This is a genomic window from Microcoleus sp. S13_C3, from assembly GCF_036700905.1.
In the GTDB taxonomy this organism is placed as follows: Bacteria; Cyanobacteriota; Cyanobacteriia; order Cyanobacteriales; family Microcoleaceae; genus Microcoleus.
Window position 1 is genome coordinate 1 of the sequence record NZ_JAUBPT010000162.1, and the last position, 17795, is coordinate 17795.

At 47.8% G+C, this 17795-nt stretch carries 12 protein-coding genes; 6 read left to right on the forward strand and 6 right to left on the reverse strand.

The window, feature by feature from the left end; genetic code table 11:
* Positions 1–253: 253 nt before the first annotated feature.
* Positions 254–3595, reverse strand: coding sequence for a PAS domain S-box protein (locus QUA16_RS30060; protein ID WP_333107845.1), 3342 nt, complete (start codon positions 3593–3595; stop codon positions 254–256).
* Positions 3596–4001: 406 nt separating this feature from the next.
* Positions 4002–4664, reverse strand: a complete 663-nt coding sequence (locus tag QUA16_RS30065; protein ID WP_333107844.1) for an HAD family hydrolase — start codon at positions 4662–4664, stop codon at positions 4002–4004.
* Positions 4665–4710: 46 nt separating this feature from the next.
* Here QUA16_RS30065 and QUA16_RS30070 point away from each other — a divergent pair, with 46 nt between their 5' ends.
* Both QUA16_RS30070 and QUA16_RS30075 read left to right on the forward strand, forming a co-directional pair.
* Positions 4711–5505, forward strand: a complete 795-nt coding sequence (locus tag QUA16_RS30070) for a Uma2 family endonuclease (RefSeq protein ID WP_333107843.1) — start codon at positions 4711–4713, stop codon at positions 5503–5505.
* Between the two features lie 212 nt (positions 5506–5717).
* Complete coding sequence (locus tag QUA16_RS30075) at positions 5718–7526, forward strand: aspartate kinase (RefSeq protein WP_333107842.1); 1809 nt, start codon at positions 5718–5720, stop codon at positions 7524–7526.
* A 562-nt stretch (positions 7527–8088) separates the two neighbouring features.
* On the opposite strand, the gene QUA16_RS30080 is transcribed toward QUA16_RS30075, so the two are convergent.
* Complete coding sequence (locus QUA16_RS30080; RefSeq protein WP_333181573.1) at positions 8089–10896, reverse strand: FG-GAP-like repeat-containing protein; 2808 nt, start codon at positions 10894–10896, stop codon at positions 8089–8091.
* 472 nt (positions 10897–11368) lie between these two features.
* Here QUA16_RS30080 and QUA16_RS30085 point away from each other — a divergent pair, with 472 nt between their 5' ends.
* Positions 11369–11623, forward strand: a complete 255-nt coding sequence (locus QUA16_RS30085; RefSeq protein WP_333107840.1) for a hypothetical protein — start codon at positions 11369–11371, stop codon at positions 11621–11623.
* Here the strand turns inward: QUA16_RS30085 and dcm are convergent.
* Positions 11610–12644 (reverse strand): DNA (cytosine-5-)-methyltransferase, encoded by a 1035-nt coding sequence (gene dcm, locus QUA16_RS30090; RefSeq protein ID WP_333107839.1) that lies wholly within the window; start codon positions 12642–12644, stop codon positions 11610–11612. The two genes, QUA16_RS30085 and dcm, sit on opposite strands and share 14 nt — an antisense overlap.
* 331 nt (positions 12645–12975) lie before the next feature.
* Between dcm and QUA16_RS30095 the strand changes: the two genes are divergently transcribed.
* Positions 12976–13359, forward strand: a complete 384-nt coding sequence (locus QUA16_RS30095; protein ID WP_333107838.1) for a DUF4346 domain-containing protein — start codon at positions 12976–12978, stop codon at positions 13357–13359.
* A gap of 59 nt (positions 13360–13418) precedes the next feature.
* Here QUA16_RS30095 and psb32 read toward each other — a convergent pair whose 3' ends face one another.
* Positions 13419–14141: a photosystem II repair protein Psb32 gene (gene psb32, locus QUA16_RS30100; protein WP_333107837.1), complete on the reverse strand. Its 723-nt coding sequence runs from the start codon at positions 14139–14141 to the stop codon at positions 13419–13421.
* A 131-nt stretch (positions 14142–14272) separates the two neighbouring features.
* Here psb32 and QUA16_RS30105 point away from each other — a divergent pair, with 131 nt between their 5' ends.
* On the forward strand, positions 14273–14503 hold the full coding sequence (locus tag QUA16_RS30105) for a hypothetical protein (protein WP_006635545.1): 231 nt from the start codon (positions 14273–14275) through the stop codon (positions 14501–14503).
* A 180-nt stretch (positions 14504–14683) separates the two neighbouring features.
* Here the strand turns inward: QUA16_RS30105 and QUA16_RS30110 are convergent, their stop codons facing one another.
* The gene (locus QUA16_RS30110) at positions 14684–15229 is read right to left on the reverse strand and encodes an NADPH-dependent FMN reductase (RefSeq protein WP_333107846.1); all 546 of its coding nucleotides are present in this window, start codon (positions 15227–15229) and stop codon (positions 14684–14686) included.
* 528 nt (positions 15230–15757) lie between these two features.
* Between QUA16_RS30110 and ftsH the strand changes: the two genes are divergently transcribed.
* Positions 15758–17692 (forward strand): ATP-dependent zinc metalloprotease FtsH, encoded by a 1935-nt coding sequence (gene ftsH / locus QUA16_RS30115; protein WP_333107836.1) that lies wholly within the window; start codon positions 15758–15760, stop codon positions 17690–17692.
* The last annotated feature ends 103 nt before the right edge of the window (positions 17693–17795 follow it).

Below are 17795 nucleotides of genomic sequence, written 5' to 3' on the forward strand. Positions count from 1 at the left end.
TCCAAAAAGGACGGGCGGGACGCCCATCCCACAATAACAATTAAAATTGTAAGTTATTTAATTCGCGATCCTAAGTATGGGCGGGGCGGGTTTATATAATTTGTTGATAATTGTCAAATATATAGGCGAACCCGGCCCTACACAATTTAACGTCATACAAGTCCGAATCAAACGCACATGACATGAATTGACACAGACTCAATAATTAATCCGTGTATTCGTGGTCATCCGTTTAGTGCCTTCCTGATTCTTTCTACTTAATTGGAATTTCGATGATAAATTCACTACCTTTACCGGGTTCGGAGAGGCACTGCAATTTGCCGTGGTGTTTTTCAACGACAATTTGGTGCGAAATTGATAAACCCAAACCTGTGCCTTTACCTACGGGTTTTGTGGTAAAAAACGGGTCAAACAAACGCACGATCTGATCTTCGGGAATGCCATTACCGTTGTCTTTAATCTGAATTAAAATGCTCTTGTCATCTATCGTTTCAGTTTGAATGGTAATAGTAGGAAAGATAGTATTTCCGGTGTCTTGTGCTTGGCTGCAGCTTTCTTCCAAAGCGTCGATCGCATTTGCCAACACATTCATAAAGACCTGATTTAATAGTCCGGGATGACAGTTTATTTGCGGCAGTTCTCCGTATTCTTTAATCACTTTAATGCCCTGCCAGTTGGCCTTGGCTTTCAGTCGGCTGTTCAACATTAACAAGGTACTTTCTAAACCTTCGTGAATGTCGGCAGTCTTGATTTTCGCTTCGTCGGCCCGCGAGAAATTTCGGAGAGTTTGAATAATTTCTACAATGCGCTCGCATCCGGTCTGCATCGAATTGAGCAATTTGGGCAGGTCTTCTGCTAGAAATTCTAAATCTATATCTTCGGCTTGTTGCTGAAGTTTTGCTGGGGGATTTGGGTACTCTTCTTGATAGACTTGCACGATTTCTAACAAGTCGAGAACGTAGCCTCGGACGTGACAGAGGTTGCCGGCGACAAAGCCAACTGGGTTGTTAATTTCGTGGGCAATTCCTGCTAGCACCTGTCCGAGGGAAGACATTTTTTCGGTTTGTACTAACTGCATTTGAGTTTGCTGCAAGTCGCTCAAAGCTGTTTGCAGTTCTTGGGATTTTTGCCGATCGCGATCGGCGGCGGCGGCCCGTTCTTCCTCAACTCCGATCGCCCCGGCAATAATTCCGATCAGCTTGCAGTCGGCTTCTGTGGGCGCGATCGACTCAGTGTAGACAACGCACACCGCACCCACGTAATCGTCGCCCCGCCGCACTGCTTGTCCCAGATAGCTTCGCAGTTGGTAGCGGATGACAGCGGGATCGGTTTGGGCGTAGATCGTGTTCTGCAAGTCAGGAATGGCAACAGCCCGATCGCTTCCTTTGCTGCATACGTCGGTGCAGATGTGGCCCTCGGCGCGATCGACCAGCGGGTAGTCCGGCGGCGCTTGCCAAGTCCCGATCGCGCGCAGCAGACCGTCACCGACGCGGCTGTAGATGGCGCAGCTTCCGCCCAAAAGCTCGCCGGCTAAGGATGTCAGGCGCTGGATGTTATCAGCGGCGTCGGTGGTGAATCCCAAAAAGCACTCGTTGATTTTGCTGAGGCGGTACTCTGCTTGCCGGCGCGCGGTCATGTCGCGGGAGTTGATCACAATTCCTTTCACAGCGGGGTCTGCTAGCAAGTTGATGCCGACACCTTCGAGAAAACACCAAGAACCGTCAGCGCGCCGGAACCGACCTTCTAGGGCGATCGGATCGCCTGGATTTGCGATCAGTTTTTCGCCGTCGGACATCACCGAGGGCAGGTCGTCAGGGTGGATCAAATCGAGAGCAATTTGACCGGCGACTTCATCGGGTTCGTAGCCTAAAACTCTTTCTACAGAAGGGCTTTCGTAAACAATGCGACCGCTGGCGTCGAGAATAGTAATGATGTCGGAACTGTTGAGAATTAGCGATCGCCACTTAGCCTCATTTTGGAATAAAGCTGACTCGGCTTCTTTGCGATCGGTAATATCCTCTACCATTTGCAAAATAAACTGTGGCGTTCCCTGACTGCTGTCGATGACAGAGGCGCTGAGGCGTCCCCACCTGATGCTGCCGTCTTGGCGGAGGTAGCGCTTCTCGATTTGGTAAGCTTCGCGGGAGCCCGCGACCAACTGTTGGCGCAACTCGCGCGAAACTTGTGCGTCTTCCGGGTGCGCGCAGTCGTCGAGACCGAAACCCCGCAGTTGAGCTTCCGATCGGCCCAGCATAGCTTGAAATGCCGGATTAGTGGCGATCGCCACACCTTCGAGGGTAGCGACTACCATGCCGATCGCAGCGCGTTCAAAAATTGCCCGAAACCGCTGTTCGCTGTCTCGCAAAGCTGCATCCGCTGCCACTTCCTGCGTGATGTCGCGCCCAGCCACTGCCAAACCTTTGCGCGAACCGTCGGGGTTGAACAGTGGCACTTTTCGCACTTCAAACAAATTGCTGCCGCCTGTGGGCAAGGGGACAATTTGGCGGCTGGAGGTAAGAGTGCCTGCTTGCCAGGTGGTTTCGTCGGTTTCCTGCCAAGTTAGCAGGATTTCTCTGACTCTCGGATCGGCGGCGGCAGCGAGTTCGGCAGTAGTTTTACCCTGGTAGTCTGCGGTTTCCCAGCCCAAAAGTTGGAGGGCGCAGTCGTTGGCAATCAGCCAGCGCCCCTCGCTGTCTGTGAGGTTGATCGCGTCGGGGACGGCGTTAATCGCGGTTTTCAGCCAGTATTGTTGATTTCGCAGGGCTGCTTCGGCGCGCTTGCGATCGGCGATTTCGGCGACTGTTCCTTCGTAGTAAAGGATTTCGCCATTTTCGTCGCGGACTTCGCGCACGTTTTCCGAGATCCAGGTAGTGCTGCCGTCTTGGCGCCGGACGCAGGACTCAAACTCTTTCAGGGAGCCGTTTTTGCTGATTTCTGCCATGAAGGAAGCGCGACGGGTGCGATCGGTGTAAAGGTTTTTCGCCGAACATTTTGCGATCAATTCTGACGGGGAATCGTAGCCGTACATTCGGGCGAGTGCCTGGTTGGCGCTGAGGTAGCCCCCGTCTGGGGCGGTTTGAAATATGCCTTCGGTGGCGTTTTCAAAGATGCTGCGGTATTTTGCCTCGGCTTGTTTGAGGGCTTCTTCTGCTTGTTTACGATCGGTGATATCAGATTGGACGCCGATGAAGTGGGTAACGAGTCCGCTGCTGTCGCGCACCGGCGAAATGGTGAGTTCGTTCCAGAAGGAGGTGCCGTCTTTGCGGTAGTTTTTCAGAACTACTTTGCAGTCGTGTTGTTCTTTCAGGGCCACGCGGATTTGATCGACGGCAGCGCCATCGGTATCCGGGCCTTGCAGGAAGCGGCAGTTCTGCCCGATTATTTCGCTGCGATTGTAGCCTGTAATCCGCTCGAAAGCCCCGTTGCAGTAAACTATAGGCTTGTCCGGCTGGGTAGCGTCCGCGATCGCGATGCCGTTGCTGGTAGCTGCCAGGGCGCGATCGTACAGCCTCCAGACTTCTTCTATTAAATTCGGTGTGCCGCCAGTACGAGTCGGCGATAGCGTTTCAGAAGGAATGCTTATATCTATCTGCATGAGTTTCTATAAATTGAGTTTATTGTAGATACCGACTGCCAGCACACCCTAGATTTTAACAAAATTGTCTGTTTTCCGAAGGCTGAAGTTAAAAGGCTATCATGCAGAATTTTGGCGGTAAATTCTACATAAAAAAAATCTGGCTTACCTCGTTTTTTTTCCTTCTGCCTTCTGCCTTGTGCCTTCTACCTTCAAAGGAATCCTAGTTGTTAATTTATAATAGTTGTTCCCGCGATAACTCTATCTCTGGTATAGTTTACTTGGCAGATTTTGGGCTACTTACAAGTTCGGTTATTTATTTTTGCACTTAAATAAAACCTACCTCATCCCACTCTAGTAAAAAAAATAATTAAATACTTTATAGTTAAATGAGTCAAACTCTTCTCTAAAACAAACCGAGGAAAATTTAATTTTGAACGAACACAGCAAGTTCGGAAATATCGTCGATCGCGAAAGTCGGTTCTAGGGCAAGACACTGAGCGCGATCGCCATATCCGTAAGCCGCCCAACAAACATCTATCCCAGCATTTTTAGCAAACAGCAAATCAATCGCTGTATCGCCAACCATTAAAATTTGACTGTTATCCAACTCCGGGAACAGCGGTTTAATAATCGAGTGAAAAACAGCCGGGTTTGGTTTCATAATTATTTCTCCGTTGTCACCTAAAATTAAATCAAACAAACTGTGAATTTTCAGTTTTTGCAGTAACAAATCCACAAAACTAACGTGTTTATTGCTGAAAATTCCCAGGCTCAATCCCGACTCACGCGCCAACTGCAACACTTGCTTTGTCCCGGTAAATAACTCTACCTGCTTTTCACCTTCCGTCCGATAATAAGAGCGGTAAGTTTCAACCCATTCGGGAATTGCACTTTCCGCGATCGCCGGATGGAGGATTTTAAAACTATTTGGTAAATTGATGCCGATCGTCGCTATAATAGTATCAGCAGCAGGCGGGGCAATATTGAATCTTTCAAAAGTTTTGGTAAAGCAAAATACAATAGCTTTGTGAGTAATTGCCAAAGTGCCGTCGAAGTCAAAAATAATTAACTTGTACTGACTCATCATCCGTTCCCAATGTGAATTATATTTTTTTAGCATTCAAGAGGTCAACATGAGTGTCACCGAAAAACCCGAACTTTTAGTAACAGATTTTACAGATTTCCCAGACCACACTCAATTACCAGATTCCGACGGTACTTTTGTGAAAAACTTTCAAGAACTCCCTCAAAGCATCCTGTTAACAACATCTGTTAGACCCATTTTAGACCAACTTCATCCCGACGGACAATATTGTATCGGTCAAGATTCCGGCATTTATTGGCGCGTCCCGCAACCCCCAGAACCCCTAGCCAGAGGAGCTGAAGCACCGGATTGGTTTTACGTCCCCGACGTGCCGCCAACTCTCGACGGAAATATGCGGCGTTCCTATGTGATGTGGAAAGAATTAATGCCGCCGTTAATCATACTAGAATTTGTCTCTGGAGATGGCAGCGAAGAAAGAGATAAAACTCCAAAAAAAGGCCAATTTTGGATTTACGAGCGGATTATTCGACCTGCTTTTTACGGAATTTATGAAGTCACAAAAGCCAAAATAGAATGCTATCATTTGGTAGAAGATAGATTTGAGTTAATGTCAGAAAATCAGCGCGGACATTACCAAATCGAGCCAATGGGATTGGAATTAGGCATTTGGCAAGGGGTTTATCAGGGCGTAGAACTGCCTTGGATGCGCTGGTGGGATGCTGAGGGGAATTTGCTGCTGGCCGCTGATGAACGGGTTGAACAAGCGGAATTGGCAGTCGAACAAGCGCAGTCAGAAGCAGAACAAGAACGGCAAAAGCGAATAGAAGCCGAGCAGCGAATTCAAGCTTTAGAAGCGCGTTTGCGAGAGCTAGAAGGAGGCTAAAATCAGACTCAAGAGGGCGGGTTTATTAAAATATTGGTGTGAGAGACTTAAATGGCTGGTAAAACCCGCCCATACCCACATATTTTCATCGTTTACGCAGATATTTTTTTCTTTTCTCCGGTTTGTTGTATGGGAATTTTTAAAATTACCACTTCTAATCCAGAAGCTGCTTGTATTATTTGATAAGTATTTTGTAGCTTTGTGTAGAATCTATGGCACTAATTGTTCAGAAATATGGCGGAACCTCGGTTGGTACAGTCGATCGCATTTTGGAAGTAGCCAGACGAGTAGTAAAAACAGCACAGCTCGGCAACTCTCTCGTTGTCGTACTTTCGGCGATGGGCAAAACCACCGACGGTTTAGTTAAACTCGCCAAGGAAATTTCCCCAAATCCCAACAAGCGGGAAATGGATATGTTGCTCTCCACTGGGGAACAAGTCTCGATCGCACTTTTGAGCATGGCATTGCAGGAAATGGGACAGCCCGCCATTTCCCTCACCGGCGCCCAAGTCGGCATTGTCACCGAAGCAGCCCACACCCGCGCCCGAATTTTGCGAATCGATCCGAATCGGCTTGAAAGCCAGTTAAAAAGCGGTAAAGTCGTTGTTGTTGCGGGTTTCCAAGGCATAGCCGATGCCGGAGAATTGGAAATTACCACCTTGGGCCGTGGCGGTTCCGACACGACAGCAGTTGCCCTCGCTGCAGCGCTGCGGGCCGACAGGTGCGAAATTTATACCGACGTGCCCGGAATTCTGACTACAGATCCGCGCTTGGTTGCCGACGCGCAATTGATGGACGAAATCACTTGCGACGAAATGCTGGAATTGGCGAGTTTGGGCGCAAAAGTCCTCCACCCGCGCGCGGTAGAAATTGCCAAGAATTACGGCGTGCCCCTAGTAGTGCTTTCTAGCTGGAGTGACGCCCCCGGTACCCGTGTAGTGTCCCCACCCCCGCAACCCCGGCCTTTGGAGGGCTTGGAGCTCGCAAAAGCCGTCGATGCGGTGGAATTTGACTTAGATCAGGCGGGGGTGTCGCTACTGCGTTTGCCCGATCGCCCCGGCGTAGCAGCGCGGTTGTTTGGTGCGATCGCCCAACAAAACCTCGATGTAGACTTAATTATTCAGTCAATTCATGAAGGAAATACTAACGATATTGCCTTCACAGTGACGCGAAAATCTCTGCAACAAGCTACTGCCGTTGCAGATGCAATTATCCCCGCCCTCGGCAAGAATTCTCGCCCAGAATTGGGAGAACCGGAAGTGAAAGCAGAAGAGCGGCCAATAGCTAAAGTTAGCATTGCGGGTGCGGGAATGATCGGTCGTCCGAGGGTAGCGGCGCAGATGTTTAAGACTTTAGCGGATGCGGGAATTAACATTCAAATGATTTCTACATCCGAGGTTAAAGTTAGTTGTGCGATCGATGCCGAAGATTGCGATCGGGCTGTTGCCGAACTCTGCAAAACATTTGATGTTGCCAACTCCCCTATTGGGCTGCGTTCATCATCCCACAAACCGCCCGCAGTCCGCGCCGTTGCCTTGGATCTCAATCAAGCGCGCCTAGCAATTCGCCAATTGCCCGATCGCCCCGGAGTAGCAGCAAAACTGTTCGGACTTTTAGCCGAGGAAAATATCAGCGTAGACACGATCATTCAGTCGCAGCGCTGCCACAATATCGACGGCATATTAACTCGCGACATTGCATTTACAGTCGCACAAATTGACGCCGAATCTGCTAAAATAGTCCTCGAAAAAGCCGCCCCAGAATTCGGATGGGGCGAAGTAGCAGTCGATACACAAATAGCCAAAGTTAGCGTTGTCGGTTCCGGGATGGTAGCGCATCCAGGAGTAGCGGCCAAGATGTTTGAAGCGCTTTCCCGCCAGCAAATCAACATTCAAATGATTGCCACTTCCGAGATTAAAATTAGCTGCGTTGTGGATGAAGGACAAGGAGTAACTGCTTTGAAGGCAATTCACGCAGCTTTTGAACTTGCCGGCACTGAAAAAATCCAAGTTCCAGCGTAATTAAGGTTTCTAGTCAGGACTTTATACCGAATCCGAGTTTTTCACCCCCTTTATGATTCGGCGGTTGAAACCAATCCTACACAAACTTTCGTCTGCCTCCGCAGACTAAGAAATGAACGGGGTATTTAAGCCGCATTTGGTATTAGTCCTTTCTTCGAGATTCGTAGTAAGGAATTCAGTCGTAAGGAATTCAGGCCTTCAAATTTTATTTAATTGATATAAAAAAAATCGCCCTTTTTTTTAGGGTTAAACACTTGACTTCGAGGATTTAATCAAGTACAATTTAATAATGGGAGTGGTGGCAAAAATAAAATTTTTGCCACCACTCCCATTATCTAAAATATACCACAATAAATCAACCAAAGTCAATAGATAATCCTTCTTTTTTAGGGCCGAGCACTTATTGATATCAATTCCGCTTGTATGGGAATGATTAAACCGCAGAGGGCGCAAAGATCGCAGATTCTCCAGAAGAGAGAGATGAATAATTCCGATGTCAACGGATTTGATATGACACCACGGTAGCATAGAACAAGGCTTCAAGCGCCGAGTTATCTATAATCTACGAGGTAGTGAAGAAAACATCAGCAGTTAGATAGCTAGCATCGATATCAAAGACGATCGCTAAATAATCAGAATTAAATTTAATCGCAACAGAAGCCACTGGCATCCCACTATCAATCTGTAATAACACCGGCTCAAAGGACAGTTGAGCATAGGCAATGCCTGCACTCAAACCAATAGCATCACCCTTAGAAAAATCGATAATTACATCAGCCCGCTCAATGGATGCGATCGCCTGACTCTCCGCAAAAATAAAGGCATCATTTCCAGTACCGCCAATGAGAATATCTTGACCAAAATCGCCAATTAATACGTCATCCTCAGCACCGCCATTGAGAATATCATCTCCCTTGCCACCTTGCAAAACATCATTACCATCTCCTCCGACTAAGGTGTCATTATCATTGTTACCACTGAGAAAATCATTGCCAGAACCGCCGTCGAGAAAATCAGAACCTTTGCCGCCAAGCAAAATATCATTGCCGCCAACTCCGGCTAGCGTATCTGCCCCTTGATTGCCATTGATCGGATCGTCATCTTCTGTACCGGTGAGAAAGTCATTACCCGACAAAGCAGAAATTCCTGTCTTGGCGGCCACTTCTGGAATGGCAGTATCAGATCCGTCTGTTAGCAGGTAAAACCCTTCTCCGCGTAGATTTTCAGGGATTCCTGTCGGTTCGCCACTATCGGTGGCATTGGGGAGAGGGGTTTTGATAGAAAGTACAGGTGCTGGGGCGGGTACTGGTGTTGGGGCGGGCGTTGGGGCCGGCGTTGCGGCGATCGCAGGAATGGGTGTTGGGGCGGGCGTTGGGGTTGGGGCGGGTGCAGGAACGGGTGTTGGGGCGGGCGTTGGGGCGGGTGCAGGAATGGGTGTTGGGGCGGGCGTTGGGGCGGGTGCAGGAATGGGTGTTGGGGCGGGCGTTGGGGCGGGTGCAGGAACGGGAGTCGGTATGGGTGTTGGCGCTGGGGCGGGTGCAGGAATGGGAGTTGGGGCGGGCGTTGGGGCGGGTGCAGGAATGGGAGTCGGTACGGGTACTGGTGCGGGTGCAGGAGTCGGTGCGGGTGCGGGAGTCGGTACGGATGCGGGAATTATCGTCTCGACCTGACTCTGATCGAGGAAATTTAATGGCAGAGTAATTTCAGTGGGTGTGGTTGAGAGGGTAAGAGGTAGTGTAGGAATTGATATCGGCGTTGGATTTACTACAGATATTAGTGCCGGTGTTGGAGTTGTCACGGGTGTTGGAGTTGTCACCGGTGTTGGAGTTGTCACGGGTGTTGGAGTTGTTATCGGTGTTGGAGTTGTCACCGGTGTTGGAGTTGTTATCGGTGTTGGAGTTGTTATCGGTGTTGGAGTTGTCACCGGTGTTGGAGTTGTTATCGGTGTTGGAGTTGTTATCGGTGTTGGAGTTGTTATCGGTGTTGGAGTTGTCACGGGTGTTGTAGTTGTCACCGGTGTTGGAGTTGTCACCGGTGTTGGAGTTGTTATCGGTGTTGGAGTTGTTATCGGTGTTGGAGTTGTCACCGGTGTTGAAGTTGTCACCGGTGTTGGAGTTGTCACCGGTGTTGGAGTTGTTATCGGTGTTGGAGTTGTCACCGGTGTTGGAGTTGTTATCGGTGTTGGAGTTGTCACCGATGTTGGAGTTGTCACGGGTGTTGTAGTTGTCACCGGTGTTGGAGTTGTCACGGGTGTTGTAGTTGTCACCGGTGTTGGAGTTGTCACCGGTGTTGGAGTTGTCACCGGTGTTGTAGTTGTCACCGGTGTTGGAGTTGGCTCTGGAGTACCCTCATCGATCAGCACTGTGAAGCTTTTGCTCAACTCATTCGCCACAACAAGATCGAGTTTGCCATCACCATTGAAGTCAGCCACCGCGAGTGAGGAGGGACGCGAGCCTACTGGAATGTCTGCCTGTTTCGTAAAGCTGCCAGAACCAGAGTTTAGCAGTACAGAGATGCTATTGCTGCCTGTATTTGCGATCGCGATATCAGCGAAACCATCGCCATTAAAGTCACCTGTGGCGATCGAGCTTGGAGAATTACCAACAGTAATATCTGGCTGTTTGGTGAAACTGCTACCCTGAGAATTCCACAAAACTGAAATGCTGTTGCTACCTGCATTCGCGATCGCCAAATCAGGGAAGCTGTCACCATTAAAATCGGCTGTGGCGATCGCCTGGGGAGAATTTCCAACAACTATATCTGGCAGTTTTGTCAAGTTGCCACCACCAGCATTGAGCAGCAATGTAACATTATTGCTGCCTTGGTTCGCTACCGCCAAGTCGATTTTCCCATCAACATTAAAGTCGAGCGCCGTCATCGCCAGAGCATTGCTGCCAACAGGAATGGCTGGCTGCAAAATAAAGCTCAAACCACGGTTTAGCATCACAGCCACCACATTCCCTGTCCCATTGACGACAGCGAAATCTAGTTTATTATCTCCATCGAAATCAGCCGCGAGCGCCGCGTCTGGAAAAGGCAGATTACCAAAGCTAAAGGCAGGAAATTTAATGTATCCCGATTTAGTATTTAACAGAAATGATATGCTACTGTCTCCGCTATTAGCTACCAAGAGTTCTGGTCGGTTGTCTCCACTAACAAAATCTGCAGCTAAAACGATAGTGGGGGCCCTTCCTACGGATTCGTCAGATTTTAAAGCAAAGTTGCCGGAGCCAGAATTAGCCAACAATGAGATGCTATTGCTGCCTAAATTCGGTACAACTAAGTCTGGTTTGCCATCTCGATCAAAGTCTGTCACCGTCAGTGACAGTGGGTTCGTATTTAGCGATACATCTTTACGGGAGAAGTTCAAATTGCGACCTCTCTAATTTTTATTTATGTATAAAATTTGATGAATATTTTATATATTACAGGAATTTTGAACTAAGTCAATCTATTTTTGATTTTTGATTTTTAATTTGGGATTTTCCCCGCCCTGAGCCTGTCCCCGGCTGTGTTAGCATAAATAGGACTAAAGCCAACTGGCCCAATTAGTAGGGTGTCCCGGAATCAGAGACCCTGAATAATCGCCCTATAACTTCGTCGCCCGGCACCCTACAAGTTGATTTGAGTATGACACTCACGTAATTCACCATCAAATTAGCGATCGACTTAAGGGATTTAATCTTATGACTGTAGCTAAGGAACATATTACTGATAGCAATAGCAATAGCGGTTTATCAAATTTCCGCGTCACTATCGAACGTTTGATCGAAATTTTAGATTTAGAATAAGAGGATGACTACGGAATTTTAAGACCGACTGAATATGCTTTCAGGACAGCGATGAAGTTAGTTTTTGAGGCATACGATAGCATGGGAAACAGTTTCCCAAAAGCCTCAACAGGTACAGATGACAGAGGCAGTATTAGACTGGCTTGGCAAAATATAAATGCCGATCGGAGAGTATGCTTATTCTGCCCGCACTCTTCTGATGAGAAAGCTTACATTTATCATCAAAACAGTGAGGAATATGCCTCAGAAGATATTACTTCAGGAGCAATTTTAGTTTATTGGCTAGAGTGGTTTAATGAAAAATGAACGAGAAATATTCTCGGAGTGTATCAGATGGCAATTCCTTCGTTTCATTTGACAATAAATTTTGACTTAATATTTCTTGCGCGATCGCCTCCACCACCGGCACACAAACCGAATTTCCAATTTGCTTGTAACTTTCCCCCGCACTCGGATAACTCTTAAAATCTTCAGGAAAACCCATAAGACGGTAACATTCCTTCAGCGTCAACTTTCTCACCATATCTTGCTCAGGAATGTAGATAAAAAACCTGCCCGATGTTTCTTGCGAAGGAATGGTCGGATGCACTCCATCTACCGAATAAATGCGATTAGGCTGTCTGTGAACCCTCGATAAATGTTCTGTATTTGGCCTCACGCCAGTTTTCCAAGTACCTTTATTTCTGTAACCTGCAAACAAAAGTCCCGAATCTTGCTTTTTCGGAGACTCAATTAAAGTATACTCGGATTTGTCCAATATTTCAAAATCCCCTGTATCGTCTAGAAATTCCCTGAGTTTTGGAGTCACCTGGGTTTTAAGCCGAGAAAAATTGAATGGTTTAGCTTTAGTTGCAATAATAAATATTCTTTCACGATGTTGAGGAATTCCAAAGTCTTTAGCATTCAGCATTTGGTAATTCACGCTGTATCCCAAATCTTCAAGACTGGCAATAATTACTTTTAAGGTATTTCCCTTGTCGTGATGGATTAAGTGCTTGACATTTTCGAGAACGATAACTTTAGGCTGCTTGATTTTGATAATTTTACAAATCTCGAAAAACAGTGTGCCTCTAGTATCTTCAAAACCGAGTTTTTTGCCGCAAATGCTGAAAGGTTGGCACGGAAACCCGGCGACTAAAATATCAAAGTCTTCTAACTCGACGGGCTTAATTTTACTGATATCTCCCAAAGGAACATCACCGAAATTTTCCTGGTAAACTTCTCGGCATTTGCTGTTAATTTCGCAGGAAAAAACGCATTTAAAGCCAAATTTTTCAAACCCTTGTCTGAAACCTCCTATTCCTGAAAACAAATCTATAAATCTCATACAAATTAATGTAAAATTTTACTAAGATTCATGGTAGCATATTTTGTTTTTCTCTCTTCTTTCACTCTGCGTTCTCTGCGTTCTCTGCGGTTCATTCTCTCAATTTCAACAAGTCTTGCTACAGTCCTCAATCTTATACCAATCATTAAAAGTCGCAGAAGCCCGGGTCGGACTTAGCCTGGGCCGTCTCCCCACAGATATCGCGTAGAATGTCGATCGCCCGAAACTTCCCCCCGCATTCAACCAACTAATGTCCCAAACTTGTCCCGCAGCCGACTAAACTAGAAATAGCAAAAAAAATATAGCTATTGTTTACTTTCTTTCACCAACCATGAGTCAAACCTTGGAAAACCTCACCGCAATTGATGACAAGCTATCCAAACGCCACATCGACCTCGATCCAGGCGGCTACTTCATCATCTATCTCGATCGCGAAACCAGCTTAATTTGTGCCAAACATTTCACCAACATCATCGACGATCGAGGCCTCGCCGTCGATCCCGAAACTGGCAAACCCATCCCCGCGCGTGGCAAGGTAGAACGCACGGAGGTCACACTTTTTACCGCTAGAACCGCCAAAGAACTTTGCGTCAAAATCCTAGAAGAAACCCGCCCCTGTCCGGTGACAATGTTAGATCACGCGGCTTATCTGGGACGGGAATTTGTACGGGCAGAAATCGCATTGTTGAGCGATCGAGAATACGTTCAAGATTAGTGCAGCCCTGCCATAATTTCTGGACAAAACGGCAACCGATCGGATTTAGCAGCACCCGATCACGAAAAACCTTGATACCAGAAATAAGTCACCATCGGAATCACTGTCGCCAACACCAACAGCACAACCACAACAACTGTGGCATTGCCTTGGTCTGTTTCTTCCGCTTTTTTAAACGTGCCTTCAACTTGAATGTTGTCAACAACTTCAGGAGGACCCGGATCGGGTTCGCCCGACAAAACAGTTGCAATGCGCGTACTTGCAGCCGCAAATGCCTCGTTGTATTTATTGGCTTCCCGCAGTGGCACTTGCACGGTTTCCCCAGCCACACTCTGGGCAATTTCATCGGTTAGCAGGGATTTTACCCCTTCCCCCGTCCGAATTGCCGCACTGTTGGTAACAGTGTCGAGAACGAGTAAAATTTGATTAGTCTGGTCTTCTTTTGCCGGAAACCACTGTTCAAACAGTTGGTCGGTGAAAGTGGCTGTCGTTTCGCCGTAGTCTAAGCGGTGGATGGTGACAAACCTGACTTGTTTCCCTGTTTTGTTTTCCAGGTTGTCGAGCACGCTGCTGATATTGCTTTCGCTGCTGCGGCTGAGTACGTCGCCTTTGTCGAACACCCAAGTTCGATCGCCCGCCGACAACACCGGCATTTCGTACACGCCAGTCGCCAATGCCGGCAATACCGCCATCTGGGATGCGATTAGGGCGATCGCGATCGCCGCGGCTAAAGGTTGGAGATATTTTCTCCAGTTAAATAATTGCTTCAGGTGTCTGGTCATGAGGTTAACCGTAAAACTGACTTTTTTCCAAAAATACTATAGAAACCCCCGTAAAATTCATTTTATGCAGGGCAATATTTACAATTAGCTCGTCAGTGGAACTCCCGCCCGATTATTTTAGGATTCTAACTATGGAACCAGCAGACACTTATAAAGGTTGGATTATTCAATCCCAGAAAGTCTTCTACGTCGAGGTTTGGGATAGCCGCGGCAACCGCCACGTCGCCGTCCAAAATGCCAAGACTGAGGAGGAAGCTTTGGAATTGGCCAAAAAGTGGATAGACAAATATGAGTCAAAACCCGGAAGAATGCCGATCGACGTACCCCATCCTTTCGGAGACATGATCGATATGCCATTTTAACTCAGTTGACTGGTGACTGTTGACTGTTGACTGTTGACTGTTGACTGTTAACAGTTAGTATGACAGCTTGTAGGGTGCTCTACTAGAGAAAAAACCTCTTCAAATCGAGCAATTATGGCAACTGACGCATCCGAATAATATGCCAGTTGCGTCCAAGAGTGCGTTTTTCCTGAAATACAATTACGGAATTCCTCGCAATTTCCGCGTATTTTCTACTAAACTCCGAGCAAATTCGTCGAACCTTTCAGACAGTTTTTCATCCAATAATTTACCATCAGGACTAAAAGCTTTCCAAGCTTGTCCGATCGCAATTTGTTCGGGAATTACCCAAGCGTGCACCCATCTCAAAATGGTTCGCAAATCGTTGAGTGCGTTGCTGTTAACTTGCCCTCCCAAAACGCTAATCGCACCCGCAACCTTCCCGTCCAAATGCTCAAAACTCATCAAATCCAGGGCATTCTTGAGAGCACCGCTGACGCTACCGTGATACTCCGGCGTTGCCAAAATCAAGCCGTCGGCTTGCTTAACCGTATTTCGCAGCTTTTCCACATCCGGATAATCGAGATAATCATTCTCACCGTCGCAGAAGGGCAGATTGAGCGATCTCAAATCCAATATTTCAACATCCGCGCCCAGGGTCTGCGCCCGTTCTGCTGCCACATTCAACGCTAACTGGCTGTAGGAGCCAGCCCGCAAACTTCCACCAATGCCGACAATTTTTACCATAAAGCTTAAAAACAATAACTGCTTTTCTAAAACGTACTCATTACGAGTATGATTAATCTAGCAAGTTCGATCGGCAACTGTCAATCGATTTGAGATTTGAGATTTGAGATTTACCGACGGGACCGAGAAACCGGGTTTTTTGAGCAAAATCCATCGATTTGAGATTTGAGATTTGAGATTTGAGATTTACCGACGGAGCCCAGAAACCGGGTTTTTTGAGCAAAATCCTGGGTTATAGCCCGCAGATTAGGTAAAAAACCCGGTTCCTTGAGGATGCGTGGGTAAGTTCAGTGGAGGGGGCCGAGAAACCGGGTTTTTTGAGCAAAATCCTGGGTTATAGCCCGCAGATTAGGTAAAAAACCCGGTTTCTTGAGGAAGCCGTGGATTCAAAACCCCCCCTCTTGAGGGGCCTCTTAAGATGCCCGCGAGAGATAAACCCATTCAACACCCGCCATCTTGTTAAAATAAATGAACGTAGCAAACCACAAGCGGTCAATCTTGGCAGTCTTCAACCTTGGGCAAAGCAATATGAAAAATTCTTGGAAACACGCATGGCTGGGGCATCTAGCTGTAAACAAAGACAAGTCGAGCCAGAATCCTAAAAAATCAATTCCAGGACGGAATCTTTGGCGCATCCTGGGCAGTTTGGTGATTTCTCAAGGAATATTGCTCTCGACCCCGGTGTTTGCCGACAGCGCGCCAAACACCATGAGTTACAGCCAACTGATCGACAACATAGAAAAAGGGCAAGTCAGTAAAATCGAAGTAGACGAAACTCAAAAAACTGCCAAGGTTAGGCTAAAAAATCAAAAAAGCGATCTAACCCAATCAGTTAGTCTGTTCGACTACAACAACCGAGAACTGTACTCGCAAATCCGCGCCAAAAAGATTGACTTTGAAGTCAAACAAACAGCCGACAACGCGGCCGCAGTCAGTTTAGTAGTAAACTTGCTAGTGATTTTTGCAGTGTTGGCAGTCCTGATGGCAATCGTGCGCCGATCGACCCAATCTCAAGGAAATGCCATGAACTTCGGCAAATCCAGAGCCCGTTTCCAAATGGAAGCCAAAACCGGCGTGATGTTCGACGACGTAGCAGGCATCGAAGAAGCTAAAGAAGAACTGCAAGAAGTCGTAACCTTCCTCAAAAAACCCGAACGCTTCAACGCCATCGGCGCCAAAATTCCCAGAGGAGTTCTGTTAATCGGGCCTCCAGGAACTGGCAAAACAATGCTGGCAAAAGCCATCGCAGGCGAAGCAGCCGTCCCCTTCTTCAGCATCTCCGGTTCCGAATTTGTCGAAATGTTTGTCGGAGTTGGCGCCTCCCGCGTCCGCGACTTGTTCAAGAAAGCTAAAGAAAATTCGCCCTGCATCGTCTTCATCGACGAAATAGACGCCGTAGGAAGACAGCGCGGCGCTGGTATCGGCGGCGGCAACGACGAACGCGAACAAACTCTCAACCAGTTGCTGACAGAAATGGACGGCTTTGAGGGTAACAGTGGCGTGATTGTGATTGCAGCTACTAACCGGCCCGACGTGCTCGATACCGCCCTGCTGCGCCCCGGCCGGTTCGATCGACAAGTAACGGTAGATTTGCCCAGTTACAAAGGGCGTTTGGGGATTTTGCAAGTTCACGCGCGCAACAAAAAACTCGACCCAGAAGTTGCCCTAGACACGATCGCCCGCCGCACTCCCGGCTTTTCCGGCGCCGACTTGGCAAACTTGCTCAACGAAGCAGCTATTCTCACTGCGAGGCGTCGCAAAGACACGATTAGTAACTTAGAAGTTCACGACGCGATCGACCGGATCACGATCGGGCTTACCCTCAACCCGCTGCTCGACAGCAAGAAAAAATGGATGGTAGCATACCACGAAATCGGACACGCCCTCGTCGGGACGATGCTCAAAAATACTGACCCAATAGATAAAGTGACGATTATCCCCCGTTCCGGCGGCATCGCAGGCTTTGTTAGCTATGTGTACGACGACGAAATGATCGACAGCGAAGGTTTGATGAGTCGGGCTTGGCTGTTAAGCCGGATTACAGTAGCTTTGGGGGGAAGGGCGGCGGAGGCTGAAATTTACGGCGATGCCGAAGTAACTCTGGGTGCCAGCGAGGATATCAAACAAGTCACCAGCCTCGCTAGGAAGATGGTAACGCTTTATGGAATGTCGGATTTGGGGCCTGTGGCTTTTGAAAGTCAGAACAATGAGGTGTTTTTGGGGCAGAACTGGAATTCGCGAAGTGAGTATTCCGAAGACATGGCAATCAAGATCGATCGCCAAGTCCGGGAAATTGCCTTTGAGTGCTACGAAGAAGCTCGCCGAATTATCCGCGAAAACCGCGCTTTGGTAGACAAACTTGTCGAAGCGCTGTTGGATGAAGAAACGATCGAGGGCGACGAATTCCGCCAAATTGTAGCTCGGTACACCGAGTTGACAAAAAAAGAGTTAGCCCCAACGTAAAGAGTCAGTTGGCAGTTGGCAGTTGGCAGTTGGCAGTTGGCAGTTGGCAGTTGGCAGTTGGCAGTTGGCAGTTGGCAGTTGGCAGTTGGCAGTTGGCAGTTGG

Coding starts and splice junctions, on each gene's coding strand:
- ftsH (WP_333107836.1), top strand. CDS start 15,758: ATGAAAAATTCTTGGAAACACGCATGGCTGGGGCATCTAGCTGTAAAC.
- QUA16_RS30060 (WP_333107845.1), bottom strand. CDS start 3,595: ATGCAGATAGATATAAGCATTCCTTCTGAAACGCTATCGCCGACTCGT.
- psb32 (WP_333107837.1), bottom strand. CDS start 14,141: ATGACCAGACACCTGAAGCAATTATTTAACTGGAGAAAATATCTCCAA.
- QUA16_RS30105 (WP_006635545.1), top strand. CDS start 14,273: ATGGAACCAGCAGACACTTATAAAGGTTGGATTATTCAATCCCAGAAA.
- QUA16_RS30065 (WP_333107844.1), bottom strand. CDS start 4,664: ATGATGAGTCAGTACAAGTTAATTATTTTTGACTTCGACGGCACTTTG.
- QUA16_RS30075 (WP_333107842.1), top strand. CDS start 5,718: ATGGCACTAATTGTTCAGAAATATGGCGGAACCTCGGTTGGTACAGTC.
- QUA16_RS30070 (WP_333107843.1), top strand. CDS start 4,711: ATGAGTGTCACCGAAAAACCCGAACTTTTAGTAACAGATTTTACAGAT.
- QUA16_RS30085 (WP_333107840.1), top strand. CDS start 11,369: ATGAAGTTAGTTTTTGAGGCATACGATAGCATGGGAAACAGTTTCCCA.
- QUA16_RS30095 (WP_333107838.1), top strand. CDS start 12,976: ATGAGTCAAACCTTGGAAAACCTCACCGCAATTGATGACAAGCTATCC.
- dcm (WP_333107839.1), bottom strand. CDS start 12,644: ATGAGATTTATAGATTTGTTTTCAGGAATAGGAGGTTTCAGACAAGGG.
- QUA16_RS30110 (WP_333107846.1), bottom strand. CDS start 15,229: ATGGTAAAAATTGTCGGCATTGGTGGAAGTTTGCGGGCTGGCTCCTAC.